Origin of the sequence: Stenotrophomonas sp. SAU14A_NAIMI4_8 (assembly GCF_003086695.1) — a bacterium.
Classification (GTDB): domain Bacteria; phylum Pseudomonadota; class Gammaproteobacteria; order Xanthomonadales; family Xanthomonadaceae; genus Stenotrophomonas.
The window spans coordinates 4136873-4152773 of the sequence record NZ_CP025999.1; the positions used below are offsets into that span (position 1 = coordinate 4136873).

Consider the following 15901-nt stretch of genomic DNA (forward strand, 5'->3'; position numbering starts at 1 on the left):
GGTCATCGACCTGTCATGTGTGTGTGCTTGCGGCAGCGTCGGTTGGATGGACACGCGTCGGTACGACGTCCATCACCAACACCCCGTCACTGCCGAAGCTGCCTATGCTCTGGATTCTGCTGCTGTCGCTGTTGCTGCTGGCCTGGTTGTTCCTCGCGTCCGATAAGTGGGTGTGGTGGAAGGCTGCCTTGTTCTCGCTGCTGCTGCTGTCGCTCAGTGCCTGGTGGCTGATCGACAAGCTCTCCGGCGATGGCCTGAATGCGGCCACCCTGTACCACCTGGGTGCCGACATGGAAGGCGCCGGCGTAGCCGACTTCAAGGGCTATATCGCTGGCTTCGTGGTGCTGGCACTGGTGTCGCTGCTGCCGCTGTTCGCCACCCGGGTGAAGCGCTGGCGCCGCCCCGGCCGTGGCGCAGCCTGGTTCGCAGGCTTCGCCGTGGTGTGGATGGCAACGATCTTCATCAGCCCGCTGGCGCGCGATGGCCAACGTCTGTACCAGCAGTTGCGCCCGGTCGATTTCGCGCGCATCGCCCCCGAATACCAGGTGCCCACGCAGCCGCTGCAGCGCCCGCGCAACGTGGTCTGGATCTACGGCGAGAGCCTGGAACGCACCTACCTGGACGAGAACGTGTTCCCGGGGCTGATGCCCAACATCAATCGCCTTGCCAGCCAGTCGCTGGATGTGCGCGGCCTTGCCTCGGCCGAAGGCAGCGGCTGGACCATTGCCGGCCTGGTGTCGTCGATGTGCGGCGTGCCGCTGACCACCTCGCCCGGTGACGAAAACAGCATGGACCGCATGGGCAGCTTCCTGCCCAAGGCCGTGTGCCTGGGCGATTACCTGAAGCAGCAGGGCTACACCAACCACTACCTGGGCGGTGCCAACGGCCGCTTCGCCGGCAAGGGCCAGTTCCTGGCCAGCCACGGCTTCGACGAAGTACACGATCTGGACTGGTTCAAGCAGCAGAAGAAGATCGGCCGCGTGCATTACTCGCCGTGGGGCGTGCATGACGACGTGCTGCTGGATACCGCCTACCAGCGTTTCGAACAGCTCTCGCGCAAGGGCGAGCCTTTCATGCTGACCACGCTGACCATGGATACCCATCACCCGGCCGGGCACCTGCCGGTGGCCTGCAAGGGCCAGCGTTACGACAGCCAGTACGGCAACATCAACATGCTCAATGCGCTCAAGTGCAGCGACCGGTTGATCTCGCAGCTGGTGCAGCGCATCCAAGCCAGTCCGTACGGCAAGGACACGCTGATCGTGATCGCCTCCGATCACCTGGCCATGCCCAACGACCTGAGCCACATCCTGACCCGGCAGAAGCGCGAGAACCTGCTGCTGTTCCTGGGCGATGGCATTGCCCCGCGCCAGCTGACCACCGAGGCCGGCACCACGCTGGATTCGGGCGCCACCCTGCTCAGCCTGCTGGACCCGAACCTGAAGACCATGGGCTTTGGCCGCTCGCTGATCGACACCGACCGCGCGCCGAGCGCCAGCGTAGCCACCCGCCGCGATGGCGGCCGCGATTACCCGCAGTACCTGGCCTTCGCCCGTTCGTTGTGGCTGGGCGAGCCAACCCGCGAACTGAAGATCGATGGCGATGACCAGGTGGTGGTGGGTCTGCAGCAGGTGCAGCCGCCGGTGCTGCTGGAGTACGACAAGGACTGGGCGCTGAAATCGGTGTACCTGGAAAACACCTCGCGCCAGTTCGACGATGCCGACCCGGACAACACCCTGGCCTACGTGGACCGCTGCACGGCGTTCGAGGACGGTTCGGCCGACGGCGACTGGTGCGCGCTGCTGGTGAACCGCGACAACGGCATCAAGCTGTACCGCGACGACGATCTGCGCGGTGGCATTGCCGTGGACGCGCCGCTGGAAGCCTTCCAGGGGCCGCGCCCCAGCGTGCGCCAGGCGCACATGATCACCCAGAAGGGCCGCCGCACCCGCGCCGGCCAGTACATGCTGCAGCTGGTGGCCAGCACGCGCCCGGACCGTGGTTTCTGGATCGAAGCGGTGTCGTCGCAGCGCAAGGTGGTGCTGGCCCAGCAGTGGGTGCAGCCTGATGCCGACGGCAAGATCAACGTCTCGTTCGGTCTGGACCACGAAGTGGACGATCTGGAGATCCGCGCGTGGTTGAACCATGCCGAGAAGCTGGCCGTGGATACCTTCGCCCTGGTGCCCTCGCGCGGCAGACCGCGGGGGTAAAGGGGTGTTCGGCAGGGCTGCGCCCTGCACCCGCTCGATGCAACGGCAACGGCAACGGCAACGGCAGAAGCGTGTATTACGTGGGATGGTGGGGCGGTGTCGGATTGCGGGGACGCCGCAAGTACGTCCCTGTAGGCTTGGCCGCCGCATCCATGCGGCGGACACCCCGCAATCCGACACCGCCCCACCTCTGACAGTGCCCCGCGGCTGTGGGTAGGTGTCGACCTTGGTCGACACATCTGTCAGATATCGAATTGTTTCTGGGGTCAGATCCGTTTTCCTACGGAAAACGGATCTGACCCCAAGCGCATTCCCCGCAGATCGCGGGAAATTGTCGAAGGCGGGGTGGGTCCGGTTGCGGCGTCCCCCTCAACCGGACCCACCCCGCCAACCCTCAGCCCACCCGCCTTTGACGTTGCTTCAGTCGAGCATGGCTCGACTCTACAGCGGGTGCAGGGCTGCAAGCCCTGCACACAAAAACTCCCTTACTCCGCTGGTGTGTCGCGTACCAGGTGAATGTCGGTCGGGGTGGACAGCGGAATATCCCGTTCGGCCAGGATCTGCAGCAGGCTGAAATACAGATCGCTGCGCGTGCCGTACACCTGCCGCGGGCTGGCCACGTAAGCGAAGCTGTTGAACGTGATCTGGCCACCGGCAATGCTGTCGATATACACCGACGGCGCCGGCTGCTGCAGCACCGACGTGTGCGCACCATAGGCATCCAGCAGCGCCTGCCGCAGCCCCGCCACATCGGTACTGGTGGGCACCGCGAACTGGATCTGGATCCGGCCCTGGTTGTTGCCCATCGTCATGTTGCGGATCGTCTTGGTGATCAGTTCCGAATTCGGCACGATCAACGTGGACTTGTCACCCACCTGGATCTCGGTCGAACGCACGTTGATGCGGCGGATGTCGCCTTCCTGGTCACCCAGCTTCACCCAGTCGCCAATCTTCACCGGCCGCTCGGCCAGCAGGATCAGACCGGAAACGAAGTTCTGGATGATCGCCTGCAGGCCGAAACCAATACCCACCGACAGCGCGCTGACCAGCAGCGCCAGGTTCTTCAGGTTCAGGCCCATTGCGGTCAGCGCCCACAGGCCCACCAGGATGATGCCCACGTAGCCGGCAATCGTGCTGATCGAATTGCGCGCGCCCAAGTCCAGCTCGGTCTTGGGCAGGTAGGTGTCGGTCAGCCAGCGCTGCATCAGCTGGGTCAGGCCGATGCCCACCAGCAGCACCAGCACACCGGTGACGATGCGGCCCGGCTGCAGCGTCAGGTCCTTGTTGATCACGATGCCGTTGGCCAGCGAGCCGATGCGCTCGACGATCGTGCCGATGTTGCCGAACGGCGCAGCCAGCGCCAGCAGTGCGATCAGCACCACCAGGGTACGCAGCATCGCCGACAGCAGCACGCCGGCCTGCTCCAGCCGCGACACGCTCAGGCCGGTGCTGAGCAGGATGGTCTGGCCCACCTTGCTGTCGGCGTTCAGCAGCCAGGTGCAGAAGTCATCGACGAACTTGAACAGCAGCATGGCGGCCATCACCACGATGGTGCCGCCGATCAGTTGCTGGTTCACGAACTTGGCGAAGTTCACGTAGCCCAGCAGGGTGGCGATGATCGCTGCCACCACCGCTGCGTTGCCGGCCACGCGGGCCAGCACCAGCCAGCTGCCACGCCGCACCGGGGTGGCCACGGTTTGGCCGTCGGCCTGCGCTTCCAGCTTCGCTTCGGCTTCGGCGGTCTGCCGGCGGTGCAGGCGCGCCAGGGTCACCAGCATGGCCATGATCAGGCCCAGGTAGGTCAGCGCGATCACACCGTCCAGCGCCACCGTGGTCACATCGCTGGTGCGCGTGGCGCGGTCGATGGCCACCAGCACCGTGCTCAGCCAGGCCAGCGCTGCCGCACCCCAGGCGTACTTGCGCAGTTTCAGCGCCGCGGTGTCATCCAGGTTCAACAAGCGCCACGAGGGCCGCGTGGGCACCAGCAGGCAGGCACTGAGCGCGGCAATGAAGGCGGCGGCGAAGGTGGCCTGCTGCACGCCTTCGGCCACGGTCTGCAGTCGCGGGGCGATGGCGCCGATGGCGTTCAACGAAGCGATGAACACCACCACCGCGTAGCCCGGCAACAGGGTGCCCACCAGCAGCAACCACATGGCCAGGCCGGAACGGCGCAGGCGCCCGTCCGGGGCGCGTTCGGAAGCGGCGAAACGTCGACCGAGCGAACGCAGCCACAGGCGCAGCGGGAACATCATCACCAGCGCGGCCAGCAGGCCCAGCAGCGGCGTGCTCCAGCCTTCCTTGCGCAGCGCGACAGCCAAGGCATCTCGGCCCTGCTCGGCCAACGGCATCACCCGGGCAACGTCGATCGGTAGCTGCTTGGCGACCTTGCGCCACAGCGAGGGCGACAACGGCGAATCCACCTTCTGGCCCAGCTCCTCGGTGCGCTGGGCGGTGCGCTGCTTGTCGATATCGGTGGCCAACTGGCCGGCGCGCACGGCGCTGGCCTTGGCCTGGGCGATGGACGCGGCAAGCGCATCGCGCTGGCGGGTCAGGTTACGGCGCTGTGCCGCCAGCTCGGGCAGCTCGGTGCTGCCGTCGGGCGCCGGACCAAGCTGGCTCAGCTGCTCGTTCAACTGATCCAGCTGCGGCTGCAGACTCTTGTCCAGCGCCTCGGCATCGCGGCGCGCCTGCGAAGCGGTTTCGGACAGCATCGCCAGCGTTTCAATGGCGTCGGCGGCGTCGCGCTTGCGCTCCACATCCTTCAGACTGGCCTCGATGCTGGCCAGCTGCTGCTTCGGCGTGGGGTCGTCATCCTGGGCCAGCACCGGCGCGGCCAGCAGCAGCGCACCACACAACAGCAGCGCCAGCGACGGGCCACGTTTCAGGATCGTTCGGAAGAAGGAAAGCAAGCCAGCCACACCGGTTCGCGCGGACCACCGCGCCTGCGCGCGACTATACGGCACAGGGGGTAACGCCCGCGTAGAGTCGAGAAAAGCAGTCGAGCAAGCTCGACTCTACCGTAGCCTGCAGCCCGCTCTGTCGTAGAGTCGAGCTTGCTCGACTGTCGGAATGTTCGGCACCGCGCGAAGAGCAGTCGAGCAAGCTCGACTCTACCGCAACCCGCAGCCCGGGCCGGGCGCCCGCGCCTTCAGTACTTCAACCGCAGCTCTTCCACCTGTGGCTGCTGCGCGGCATACCAGTCCTGGAATTCTTCCTCGGTAATCTCATCCGGCGCATACACCGCGATCGGGTGCCAGGCGTGGTCGGTGGGCAGCGGCTGCCTTGGGCCCGCACGCAGGCTGTAGCTCACGCCTTGGTAGTCCACCAGATCATCGACCTGCGGCCACTGCTCGCGCGCGAACGCGGTTTCACTCTTCAACAGAATCACCTGGTACATCGGCACCTCCACTGCCTTGGAATCGGAAAAACCCGGCGCTGGCCGCAGCATACCGCCGCGACCGGCACCGCACCTGCACCGCCACGGCGACGCAATGTTCTGGACACCACCCTCGCCCGGGCTTCACCCGGCCATGGCAGCCGCGTGGGCAAGGTGGGGAACCGCCCGCAACCCCGCACGACCATGACCGACCTGCCGCCGCTGAAGACCGTTACCGACCTCAAGCTGCCCCGCTACCTGGGCACCTGGTACGAGATCGCCCGCCTGCCCATGCGCCACGAACCCGAGGGCTGCACCGATGTCTCGGCGCACTACCGGCTGCTGGACAACGGCAACGTGGGCGTGACAAACCGCTGCCGCATGGACGGCGAAGTAGAGGAAGCCACCGGTGAAGCCAGCGCCGTGGACAACGACAGCGCGCGCCTGGAAGTCAGCTTCCTGCCCAAGGGGCTGCGCTGGCTGCCGTTCGCCAAGGGCGACTACTGGGTGATCCAGGTCGCCCCGGACTACAGCGTGGCCCTGGTCGGCAGCCCCGACCGCAACTACCTGTGGCTGCTGTCCCGCCAGCCGCAGCTCGATGCCACCGTGCGCGACCATTATCTGGCCACCGCGCAGCAGCAGGGCTTCGATCTGTCCGAACTGATCCACACCCCGCACACCGGCCACCCCACTGCCTGAGCCCCTGCCCCCATGGACCTGAAAAGTGGCTACCCGTGGTGGGCGGTGCGCAACGGTCTGCTGCATGCGTTCCCGCCGCTGCAGCAGGACCTGCAGTGCGATGTGCTGGTGGTGGGCGGCGGTGTGACCGGTGCGCTGATCGCCGATGAACTGTGCGGCCATGGCCACGATGTGGCCGTGATCGAGCAGCGCGACATCGGCTGGGGCAGCACCTCGGCCAGCACCGCGCTGCTGCAGTACGAGATCGATACCCATCTGCTGGAACTGGCCGAGCAGTACGGTGCGGACGCGGCCACCCTGGCCTACCGGGCCTGTGCCGAAGCGCTGCCTGCCCTGCGCGACGCCGCCCGCGGCCTGCGTGGCGTGGATTTCCAGCGCATGGACAGCCTGTACCTGGCCAGCCGCAGCCGCGACGTACCGCGCCTGATGGCCGAGGGCGATGCACGCCGCCGCGCCGGCCTGGATGCGCGCTGGCAGACCCCGCAGCGCCTGCGCGAACGCTTTGGCGTGGACGCCGGCGGCGCCTTGCTGACCCGGCAGGCCGCGCGCGTGGACCCGTACGCGCTGACCTATGGGCTGCTGCAGCGCCTGCAGCGGCGCGGCTGCGGTGTGTACGACCGCACCGTGCTGGAGGCCCTGCAGCCCGGCCCACGCGGCGTGACCGCACGCACCGCCGCCGGCGCGGTCATCAAGGCGCGTCATGTGGTGCTGGCCATGGGCTACGCCACCCAGCACTGGCTGAAGCCACGTGTGGCCCGCAACCGCAGCAGCTACGCCTTCATCACCGACCCCATCGATGCGCAGCTGCTGGGTCCCCTGCAGCAGGCCATGGTGTGGGAAAGCGCGCGGCCGTACCTGTACCTGCGTGCCACCGGCGAAGGGCGCTTGCTGGTGGGCGGTCTGGACGATGCCATCGACGTGCCTGCGCGCCGCGACCGCCGCGTGCAGGGCAAGGCCAAGCAGCTGATGAAGCAGCTGCTGCACTGGTTCCCGCAGTTGCAGCCCACCCCGGCGTTCTCGTGGGCGGGCACCTTTGCCGAGACCGCCGACGGCCTGCCGTTCTTCGGCCCGCACGCGCAGTGGGGGCCACGGGTACATTTCGCCATGGCCTACGGTGGTAACGGCATTACCTATTCGATGATCGGCGCCGGCTTGCTGCGCGCCGGGCTGGAGCGGCGGCGGCACCCGCTGCAGGGCCTATTCGGGTTTGAACGGCGGGCGTGACGCCCGCCTTGCGTAGAGTCGAGCTTGCTCGACTGCGCCCGAGACCCCGGTAGAGTCGAGCTTGCTCGACTGCTTCTGCCAACGGCAGTCGAGCAAGCTCGACTCTACAAGAGCAGCAGTCGAGCAAGCTCGACTCTACGGGCCGGCTACAGGCATCATTCAAGCAACGCCTGCTAGCGTCGGCCTGTACCGCCGCGTGTTGCGCGGCCCCATTGCGTTGGAGCGTCGTGATGATCCGCCCCCTGTCCCTGCTGCTGTGCCTGGCCGCCCTACCGGGCGCCGCGCTTGCCCAGTCCGCCGCCGGTGCCACCGCGCCGCAGGCCTCGGGCCTGGACCTGTCGGTGCCGCAGGCGCCGATGCGCTACCTGAACGACCCGTCCCTGCCGCAGGACCCGCCCGGCACCTACTACGGTGACAAGAGCGGCCCGCGCGTACATGACGATGCGAAGATCGCCGACGTGCAGGACGACAAGCTGAAGGTCTCCGGCAGCTTCACCACCGGCATCGGCTATTCGAAGAACACCGGCAACAGCCACTACAACGCCGCTACCCTGAACCTGAGCAAGAACTACACCACCGATGAGGGCAAGACCCGCGGGGTCAACGTCAACATCCACGTGAGCGAAGGCAAGGGCCCGGGGTACTTTGGGCCCTACGGTGGCGGTTACTACGGCGGCGGTCCGGGGTATTGGGATTACCCGCCGCCGTACGGCTGGTAAGCCAATGACCCGGTAGGTGTCGACCTGGGTCGACACGCTCTGCCGACCAAGGTCGGCAGCTACCAAAGCCGATTACCCGGTAGGTGTCGACCTGGGTCGACACGCTTTGGTCGCCGGGCATGGCCCGGCGCTACCCGGCGTCAATCCAGCCAGCCGTCGCGCTCGCTGTGCAGGATGCGGCCGTCGTAACCGCTCATGCGCACTTCCACCTTCTGGTTGCGGGCATTGCGCGCTTCCAGCGACCAGGTCGCGCCATCACGTTCCAGCGAATGGATTTCGCGCAGACCCTGCGCCTGCGCCTTGGCCAGCACCTGTTCGGTGCCCAGCAGCGCGCGGCCGTTGTGCTCATCGAAGATCTCACCGGTCTTGGGGTCCACGTAGACCTCGCTGAAACGGCCATCGGCGCGGCTGACGTCGGCCTCCCACAGGCCGTCATCGCGCTCGATCTCGTGAATCTGGGTGTAGCCGGCCTTGCGCAGGGTCTGTTCCACCTGGGCGATGCCCAGCGGGGCGGCCTGTGCGGCGGGGGCCAGGGCGAGTGCGGCCACGGTGGCCAGGGCGAGGGACTTCAGCATGGGGGTTCTCCTGTTGGGGCCGGACCAGCCCGGCAACACCAGCTTGCCCACGCCGCCTAACAGGCCCTTAGCCGCGCCTGTTAGTCGATGGTTAGCCAGCGCTGGCACACTCGCGCCATCTCCCGTTCTCCATCCATCGCATCACGCCGTGAACGTCTTCCCTGCCCTGTCCCTGCTGCTGGCCCTGGCCAGCGCCCCCGTTGCCGCCGGGCCCAGCCAGGACCCGGAACAGCAGGTGGCGCGCCGCGCGGTGCAGCAGGGCCGCTATGTGCCGCTGGAGAGCGTGGTGCGTGATGCACTGAAACGCCACGCCGGGCAACTGCTGGAAGTGGAGCTGGACGACGGCGTGTACGAAGTCGAGATCCTGCGTGCCGACGGCGTGGTGGTGGAGCTGGACTATGATGCGCGCACCGGCAAGCTGCTGAAGACGGAGCTGGACGACTGATGCGCATCCTGCTGGCCGAGGACGATGAGGCCCTGGCACACCGCCTGCAGCCGCTGCTGGAACAGGCCGGCTACGTGGTGCAGGTGGTGGCCGATGGCCGCCAGGCCGAAGAGATCGGGCAGATCGAAGATCTGCAGGCCGCCATCGTCGATCTGGGCCTGCCCGGCCTGGACGGTCTGAGCGTGATCGAACGCTGGCGCAGCAACGGCCGCGCGTTTCCGGTGCTGGTGCTGACCGCGCGCGGGCGCTGGCACGACAAGCTGGCCGGGTTCGACGCCGGTGCCGACGACTACCTGACCAAACCCTTCCAGGCCGACGAACTGATCCTGCGCCTGCGGGCGCTGATCCGCCGCAGCCACGGCCACGCCAGCCCGCGCCTGCAGTGCGGCCCGCTGCAGCTGGACGTCAATGCCGGGCGCTTCGAGCTGGACGGTGAGGCGCTGGCGCTGAGCCCGCAGGAATTCCGTCTGCTGAGCTGCTTCATCCACCACAGCGGCCAGGTGATCGGCCGCGACCGCCTGGGCGAACACGTGTTCGACGGCGGGCTGGACCCCGATTCCAACGCGCTGGACGTGCTGCTGGGCCGGGTGCGGCGCAAGCTGGGGGTGGATTTGATCCAGACCGTGCGCGGCCAGGGCTGGCGGCTGGCCCCGCCGTGAGCGCGCAGCCCTCGCTGCGCCGCCGCCTGCTGCTGGCCGGCGGCGTGGGCCTGCTGCTGGTGTCGGTGCTGGCCAGCGCGCTGCTGGGCGAGCTGTACCAGCGCAGCGCGCGCGACCGGCTGGACCAGGAACTGCAGCAGGACATGCTGACCCTGCTGGCGCAGGCAGAAATCGGCGCCGACGGCCAACTGCACCTGCGCCAGGAACCCAACGATGCGCGCTTCCAGCGGGTGTTTTCCGGCGCCTACTGGCAGGTGGCCGATGAAGCCGGCACGGTGCTGCTGCAGTCGCGCTCGCTGTGGGACGAAACGCTGCCGGTTGCCGGCAACGGCCCGGCCACGCGCGACCTGCCCGGGCCGTTGCAGCAGTCGCTGCGCGCACGCGTGCAGCAGGTGCGGCTGCCGCGCGCCAGTGGCCCGTACCTGGCCGTGGTGGCCACCGATCGCAGCGCACTGGACGCCGACGTGGCGACCTTCCGCCAGCGCACGGCCATCGCACTGGCCATCCTGGTGGCGGCGTGGCTGGCCGTGCTGGCCAGCCAAGTGCACTTCGGCCTGCGCCCGCTGCAGCGGCTGGGCGCGCAACTGGAACGCGTGCGCCGCGGCCAGGCGCAGCAGATCGATACCACCGGCCTGGGTGCGGAGATCGCGCCGCTGGGCGAAGAACTGAACACCCTGCTGGACCACCAGCAACGCATGGTGGCGCGCGCGCGCACCAGCGCGCAGGATCTGGCGCACGCACTGAAGACACCGCTGAGCGTGCTGGCAGCCGAAGCGGACGGCGACGGCCACGACTGGCGCCGCACCCTGCGCGAACAGGGCGCACGCATGCAGGCCAGCGTGGACCGCTACCTGGCCGCGGGCATCAGTGCCGACCACCGCCAACGCACCGAGGTGGAACCGGCGGCGCAGGCGCTGTGCGGCCTGATGGCGCGCGTACACGGGGACCGTGGGGTGACCTTCGTTGCAGAGGCGATGGCACCGGCACTGCGCTTCGCAGGAGCGGGCGAAGACCTGGAAGAAATGCTGGGCAACCTGCTGGACAACGCGGGCAAGTGGGCCACGCAGCAGGTGCGCGTTACCGCGGTGGCCGAAGACGGGCAGCTGCGCATCGACGTACGCGACGACGGCCCGGGCTTGACCGCCGAGGCGCTGGCGCGGGTGACCGAGCGCGGCGTGCGCCTGGATGAGCGCGCCGGCAGCAGCGGCCTGGGGCTGGCGATCGTGGGCGATATTGCCGCCAGTTATGGCGGGCGATTGGCGTTGCAGAACGCACAGCCGGGGTTGCGGGCCACGTTGTGGTTGCCGGCGGGGTAACACCCCGCTGCGCCTACCCCGCCCACGACCGGTAGGTGTCGACCTTGGTCGACACACCATGCCGACCAAGGTCGGCATCTACCAAAGCAATCCAACGGTCCCGGCCACGCCATGCCGACCAAGGTCGGCATCTACCAAAGCAATGCAACGGCCCCGCCACGACCGGTAGGTGTCGACCTTGGTCGACATACCATGCCGACCAAGGTCGGCATCTACCAAAGCAGCGCAACGGCCCCGCCACGACCGGTAGGTGTCGACCTTGGTCGACACGCCATGCCGACCAAGGTCGGCATCTACCAAGGCAATGCGACGGCCCCGCCAACGCATGGAACCGCGTTGGCCGTCAGCGGTGGTGCATCCACCAGCAATCAATGGCGTCCAGCACGATGTGGATCACCAACCCGATACCCACCAGCCGGGTTTTCTTCGGCACGCACAGCCCGGCATACACCGCAATGGCCGGTGCAGTGTGCAGCGGGTGGAAACCAATGCTGCAGCGGTTCGGCGCGTAGATCGGGTCGGCCAGCAGATGGTCCAGGTCGATGATCCAGCCCAGCAGCATCAACAGCCACGCCGAGGCAAAGCGCTTGCGCCAGAACAGCCATGCCAGCAGGGCTGGCACGGCGGCATGCAGGAACAGGTGGAAGATCGCGCGCGCGCTCATCCGGCGAGGCTCATCAAGACCGGTAGCGCCGGGCCAGGCCCGGCGTTCCCGTGAACATCAGACCAGCGGTTCGTCGGACAGGTAGGTGTAGCCGGTCAGGCCCGCTTCCAGCGCTTCGGACAGTTCCTGCGCACGCTCCGGCGACAGATCGGCCGCAGCCACGCGCTGGGCGTAGGCCGCACGCAGGTCGTCCAGCTTGTAGCCGACGTAGTCCAGCATCACGTCGGTGGTATCACCGCGGCGCTGCTGGGTGATCGCGTAGCCATCGGCATCGGCCACCACTTCCACCGCGTCGGTGTCGCCGAACAGGTTGTGGATGTCGCCCAGGATTTCCTGGTAGGCACCCACCATGAAGAAACCGATGCGATAGCTTTCGCCGTGCTTGATCGCGTGCAGCGGCAGCGAGGTGTCCAGGCTTTCGTTCTCGACATAGGTCTTCACCATGCCGTCCGAATCGCAGGTCATGTCGGCGATGATGCCGCGGCGGTCCGGGGTTTCGTCCAGGCGCTCGATCGGCACGATCGGGAACACCTGGTCGATCGCCCAGGCATCGGGAATCGATTCGAACACGCTGAAGTTGACGAAGTACTTGTCCACCAGCCGCTCGTTCAGTTCATCCAGCGCCGGGCGATGGCTCTTTTCGTCGTAGCTCAGGCGCGCACGCACGCCATGGGCGATGGCGTAGAACAGATCGTCGATGCGCGCACGCTGCGGCAGGTCGATCTGGCCCAGCGCGTAGCTGGCCAGGCCTTCGGCATGGAAATGCTGCGCTTCCTGGAACAGTTCCACCGCCGGGCGCACGTCCAGTTCCTCGTGGATCTCGCGCAGGTGGCGGATCGAGGCCGGCTCGTCGTCGTGTGCGTCGGGCACGCGGCCTTCCTGCGCCTGCTCCACTTCAGACACGTTGGCGATCAGCACCGCGTGGTGCGCGGTCATCGCGCGGCCGCACTCGGTCACGATGCGCGGCGGGGTCAGGCCGTGTTCTTCGCAGGCATTGGCCAGCGGCTGCACGATGTTGCTGGCGTAGGAATGCAGGCCGTAGTTGATCGAGCAGAAGCTGCGCGAACGGGTGCCTTCGTAATCCACGCCCAGGCCGCCACCCACGTCCACGTGGGTGATCTTCGCGCCCAGCTGCGACAGCTCGACGAAGTAGCGGGTGGCTTCGCGCATGCCGTTGGCGATGTCGCGCACGTTGGAAATCTGCGAGCCCATGTGGAAGTGCAGCAGGCTCAGGCAGTCGGCGTATTCGGTATCGCGCAGCGACTTCCACAGGTCCAGCAGCTGGCGCGGGGACAGGCCGAACTTGGCCTTGTCGCCACCGCTGTTCTGCCACTTGCCGGCGCCCAGCGAGGCCAGGCGCATGCGCACGCCCAGGCCCGGCTTCACGTCCAGTGCCTTGGATTCCTCCAGCACCAGCTTCAGCTCGGACGGCTTCTCGATCACGATGAAGGTCTGCAGGCCCAGCTTGCGGCCGATCAGAGCCAGGCGGATGTACTCGCGGTCCTTGTAGCCGTTGCAGACGATCAGGCCACCCGGGCGCGACAGCGCCAGCACGGCCATCAGTTCGGGCTTGCTGCCCGCTTCCAGGCCGAAGCCTTCACCGTGGTGGCTGGCCAGGGTACCGGCCACGCCGCGGTGCTGGTTCACCTTGATCGGGTACACGGCGGTGTAGCCGCCGGTGTAGTCCCAGTCCTGCTGGGCCTGGGCGAAGGCCGCCTGCAGCTTGCCCAGGCGCTGGCCCAGGATGTCCGGGAAGCGCACCAGCAGCGGCAGCTTGGCGCCGCCTTCACGCGCGGCGTCCACCACCTTGGGCAGCGATACCACCGGGCCGTCCGCCCCGGTCGGTCTCACCACCATGTGCCCGGCCTGATCCACATCGAAGTAACCATCCGCCCAATGCGGGATCGAGTAGGTCTTGCGGGCTTGGTCGAGGGACCAATCGGTCATTGCAGTCGGCCTTGTTGGCAGTGAAAGGGGGGGCATGATAACGCCTATATGCCCACAGGTTCGTTATCATGCGCGCCCGCGCCCGTGGCAGGTCTGAACCTGAACGGGCCGATCCGTCCGGAAGCGAGGCACCCCGCCGTCAGCCCGGCTCCATCCCCTCCGAACAGGACCGTATCTCCATGACTGACAGCAGCAACTGGTACATCGAACACTTCGAACGCACTGGCTCGGCCATCGGCTACCGCATCACCGGCAAGCTGGACGAAGTGCAGTCGCCGTTCCAGAAGATCGAAATCTTCCAGACCACCGACTGGGGCAACCTGATGACCATCGACGGGGCCATCATGCTGACCAGCAAGGACAACTTCTTCTACCACGAGATGATCAGCCACCCGGTGCTGTTCACCCACGCCGCGCCCAAGCGCGTGGTCATCATCGGTGGCGGCGACTGCGGCACCCTGCGCGAAGTGCTCAAGCACAGCGGCGTGGAGAGCGTGACCCAGTGCGATATCGACGAGCAGGTCACCGTGATGGCGCGCAAGCACTTCCCGGAACTGTGCGATTCCAACGATGACGCCCGTGCCGAACTGCTGTTCGACGACGGCGTGGCCTACATGGCCAACTGCCCGGCCGGCAGCGTGGACGTGGTGATCGTCGATTCCACCGACCCGGTGGGCCCGGGCGAAGGTCTGTTCAACAAGGCCTTCTACGAAAGCTGCTTCAAGGCCCTGAAGGACGACGGCATCCTGGTGCAGCAGTCCGAATCGCCGCTGATGCAGCTGGAGCTGATCAACGAAATGCGCACGGAAATGGGCAAGGCCGGCTTCGGCTCGTTCAAGACCCTGCCGTTCCCGCAGCCGTGCTACCCCACCGGCTGGTGGAGCGTGACCATGGCCCGCAAGGGCGAGAGTGGCTTCGACTTCCGCCAGGCCGATTCGGCCGCCAAGACCTTCAACACCCTGTACTACACCGCCGCGCTGCACACCGGCGTGCTGGTGACCCCACCGTTCGTGCAGGCCGCACTGAAGGGTTGATTGGAAAGCTTGCCAACCAAGGTTGGCACCTACCCAACAAAAAACCCGCGCTGGCAACAGCGCGGGTTTTTCGTTTCCGTGAAACCGGCGCTCAGATCGCCCAGATACCGGCAATCACCGCCACCACCAGGCCCCACTTGATCACCTGGTAGGCCACCACGCTGCGTTCGCGCAGTGCCTTGGCCTTCAGGCGCACCTTGTACAGGCCACCGAAGGCCTTGTTCACGCCACCGGTCGGGTCGCCGGGCAGGTTCGGCGATGCACCGCCGGCCAGCAGGGTAGCCGCCACGGCGCGATTGAACAGGCCCGGCAGGCCGAAGCGCAGCGGGCGGGCGATATCGCAGAACAGAATCACGCGGTCCTGGTCGGTCTCGTTGTGCGCATGGTGGATGTAGGTCTCGTCGAACATCATCCACTCGCCATCGCGCCAGCTCTTCTTCACCCCGTCCACCACGATGTAGCAGCCATCGTCGTTGGGTGTGCTCAGGCCCAGGTGCAGGCGCAGCGAACCGGCGAACGGGTCGCGGTGCGGGCGCAGTTCGCTGCCCGGCGGCAGCTGCGCGAACATCGCCGCACGCACATCGGGAATCGATTCGATCAGCGCCACGGTCTTCGGGCACATGGCCTTGGCCGACGGGTGCGACGGGCCGTACCACTTCAGGTAGAAGCGCTTCCAGCCACGGCGGAAGAACGAATTGAAGCCGGCATCGTTGTAGCTGCTGGAGGCGGCGATCTTCTGCGCATCGCGCAGCGCCAGCGCCTCATCGCGGATCACCTGCCAGTTCTGGCGCAGCGGTTCCAGCTGCGGCAGCTCCTTGCCCGGGTCCAGGAACGGCGTGGTCGGCACCTTCGAGAACAGGTACATGATCACGTTGATCGGGGCCATGAAGCTGGAATGGTCCAGCAACTGGCGCGACCAGCGCGCGCGGACCTTGCCGCGGAAATGGATGTACAGCACGCAGGCCACGAACAGCGCTGCCAGGACAATCTTGATGATCAAAACACTTTCCTCCAGCGGGTGCCGGACAGGGAA

At 67.0% G+C, this 15901-nt stretch carries 14 protein-coding genes; 8 read left to right on the forward strand and 6 right to left on the reverse strand.

Annotated elements, in window-relative coordinates; genetic code table 11:
* Nucleotides 1-104 precede the first annotated feature (104 nt).
* The gene (locus C1930_RS18610) at nt 105-2210 is read left to right on the forward strand and encodes a phosphoglycerol transferase I (protein ID WP_108772371.1); all 2106 of its coding nucleotides are present in this window, start codon (nt 105-107) and stop codon (nt 2208-2210) included.
* A 485-nt stretch (nt 2211-2695) separates the two neighbouring features.
* Here the strand turns inward: C1930_RS18610 and C1930_RS18620 are convergent, their stop codons facing one another.
* Together C1930_RS18620 and C1930_RS18625 are read right to left on the reverse strand one after the other, a co-directional pair.
* A complete protein-coding gene (locus tag C1930_RS18620) occupies nt 2696-5128 on the reverse strand; it encodes a DUF3772 domain-containing protein (protein WP_199912379.1) in 2433 nt (810 codons plus the stop codon).
* Nucleotides 5129-5358: 230 nt separating this feature from the next.
* Nucleotides 5359-5607, reverse strand: coding sequence for a hypothetical protein (locus tag C1930_RS18625; protein ID WP_108772624.1), 249 nt, complete (start codon nt 5605-5607; stop codon nt 5359-5361).
* A 183-nt stretch (nt 5608-5790) separates the two neighbouring features.
* Between C1930_RS18625 and C1930_RS18630 the strand changes: the two genes are divergently transcribed.
* The 3 genes from C1930_RS18630 (at nt 5791) to C1930_RS18640 (ending at nt 8228) form a co-directional block, all read left to right on the forward strand.
* Nucleotides 5791-6285 (forward strand): lipocalin family protein, encoded by a 495-nt coding sequence (locus C1930_RS18630; RefSeq protein ID WP_108757809.1) that lies wholly within the window; start codon nt 5791-5793, stop codon nt 6283-6285.
* A 12-nt stretch (nt 6286-6297) separates the two neighbouring features.
* Nucleotides 6298-7509, forward strand: a complete 1212-nt coding sequence (locus tag C1930_RS18635; RefSeq protein WP_108772373.1) for an FAD-dependent oxidoreductase — start codon at nt 6298-6300, stop codon at nt 7507-7509.
* A 230-nt stretch (nt 7510-7739) separates the two neighbouring features.
* Nucleotides 7740-8228, forward strand: coding sequence for a hypothetical protein (locus tag C1930_RS18640; protein WP_108763107.1), 489 nt, complete (start codon nt 7740-7742; stop codon nt 8226-8228).
* Nucleotides 8229-8368: 140 nt separating this feature from the next.
* On the opposite strand, the gene C1930_RS18645 is transcribed toward C1930_RS18640, so the two are convergent.
* A complete protein-coding gene (locus C1930_RS18645) occupies nt 8369-8803 on the reverse strand; it encodes a PepSY domain-containing protein (protein WP_108757400.1) in 435 nt (144 codons plus the stop codon).
* 148 nt (nt 8804-8951) lie between these two features.
* On the opposite strand from C1930_RS18645, the gene C1930_RS18650 reads away from it, so the two are divergent.
* Genes C1930_RS18650 through C1930_RS18660 form a run of 3 tightly spaced genes read left to right on the forward strand, consistent with a single transcriptional unit; the run spans nt 8952 to nt 11223 of the window.
* A complete protein-coding gene (locus C1930_RS18650; protein WP_234412201.1) occupies nt 8952-9248 on the forward strand; it encodes a PepSY domain-containing protein in 297 nt (98 codons plus the stop codon).
* Nucleotides 9248-9907 (forward strand): response regulator transcription factor, encoded by a 660-nt coding sequence (locus C1930_RS18655; RefSeq protein WP_108772374.1) that lies wholly within the window; start codon nt 9248-9250, stop codon nt 9905-9907. Before C1930_RS18650 ends, C1930_RS18655 begins: the two co-directional genes overlap by 1 nt.
* Nucleotides 9904-11223: a sensor histidine kinase gene (locus tag C1930_RS18660; RefSeq protein ID WP_108757403.1), complete on the forward strand. Its 1320-nt coding sequence runs from the start codon at nt 9904-9906 to the stop codon at nt 11221-11223. The genes C1930_RS18655 and C1930_RS18660 overlap by 4 nt, the downstream gene beginning before the upstream one ends.
* Nucleotides 11224-11566: 343 nt before the next feature.
* Here C1930_RS18660 and C1930_RS18665 read toward each other — a convergent pair whose 3' ends face one another.
* Both C1930_RS18665 and speA read right to left on the reverse strand, forming a co-directional pair.
* Complete coding sequence (locus tag C1930_RS18665) at nt 11567-11887, reverse strand: DUF6122 family protein (protein ID WP_065174355.1); 321 nt, start codon at nt 11885-11887, stop codon at nt 11567-11569.
* Between the two features lie 57 nt (nt 11888-11944).
* Nucleotides 11945-13834, reverse strand: a complete 1890-nt coding sequence (gene speA, locus C1930_RS18670; RefSeq protein ID WP_108757404.1) for an arginine decarboxylase — start codon at nt 13832-13834, stop codon at nt 11945-11947.
* 179 nt (nt 13835-14013) lie between these two features.
* Here speA and speE point away from each other — a divergent pair, with 179 nt between their 5' ends.
* The gene (speE, locus tag C1930_RS18675; protein ID WP_108751135.1) at nt 14014-14868 is read left to right on the forward strand and encodes a polyamine aminopropyltransferase; all 855 of its coding nucleotides are present in this window, start codon (nt 14014-14016) and stop codon (nt 14866-14868) included.
* A gap of 91 nt (nt 14869-14959) precedes the next feature.
* On the opposite strand, the gene C1930_RS18680 is transcribed toward speE, so the two are convergent.
* Nucleotides 14960-15865: an aspartyl/asparaginyl beta-hydroxylase domain-containing protein gene (locus C1930_RS18680; protein WP_199911456.1), complete on the reverse strand. Its 906-nt coding sequence runs from the start codon at nt 15863-15865 to the stop codon at nt 14960-14962.
* Nucleotides 15866-15901: the final 36 nt, after the last annotated feature.

What these genes read in the sequence shown, in the direction of transcription:
- C1930_RS18610 (WP_108772371.1), top strand. Translation starts at nt 105, where the DNA reads ATGCTCTGGATTCTGCTGCTGTCGCTGTTGCTGCTGGCCTGGTTGTTC.
- speE (WP_108751135.1), top strand. Translation starts at nt 14,014, where the DNA reads ATGACTGACAGCAGCAACTGGTACATCGAACACTTCGAACGCACTGGC.
- C1930_RS18665 (WP_065174355.1), bottom strand. Translation starts at nt 11,887, where the DNA reads ATGAGCGCGCGCGCGATCTTCCACCTGTTCCTGCATGCCGCCGTGCCA.
- C1930_RS18645 (WP_108757400.1), bottom strand. Translation starts at nt 8,803, where the DNA reads ATGCTGAAGTCCCTCGCCCTGGCCACCGTGGCCGCACTCGCCCTGGCC.
- C1930_RS18625 (WP_108772624.1), bottom strand. Translation starts at nt 5,607, where the DNA reads ATGTACCAGGTGATTCTGTTGAAGAGTGAAACCGCGTTCGCGCGCGAG.
- C1930_RS18635 (WP_108772373.1), top strand. Translation starts at nt 6,298, where the DNA reads ATGGACCTGAAAAGTGGCTACCCGTGGTGGGCGGTGCGCAACGGTCTG.
- speA (WP_108757404.1), bottom strand. Translation starts at nt 13,834, where the DNA reads ATGACCGATTGGTCCCTCGACCAAGCCCGCAAGACCTACTCGATCCCG.
- C1930_RS18630 (WP_108757809.1), top strand. Translation starts at nt 5,791, where the DNA reads ATGACCGACCTGCCGCCGCTGAAGACCGTTACCGACCTCAAGCTGCCC.
- C1930_RS18655 (WP_108772374.1), top strand. Translation starts at nt 9,248, where the DNA reads ATGCGCATCCTGCTGGCCGAGGACGATGAGGCCCTGGCACACCGCCTG.
- C1930_RS18640 (WP_108763107.1), top strand. Translation starts at nt 7,740, where the DNA reads ATGATCCGCCCCCTGTCCCTGCTGCTGTGCCTGGCCGCCCTACCGGGC.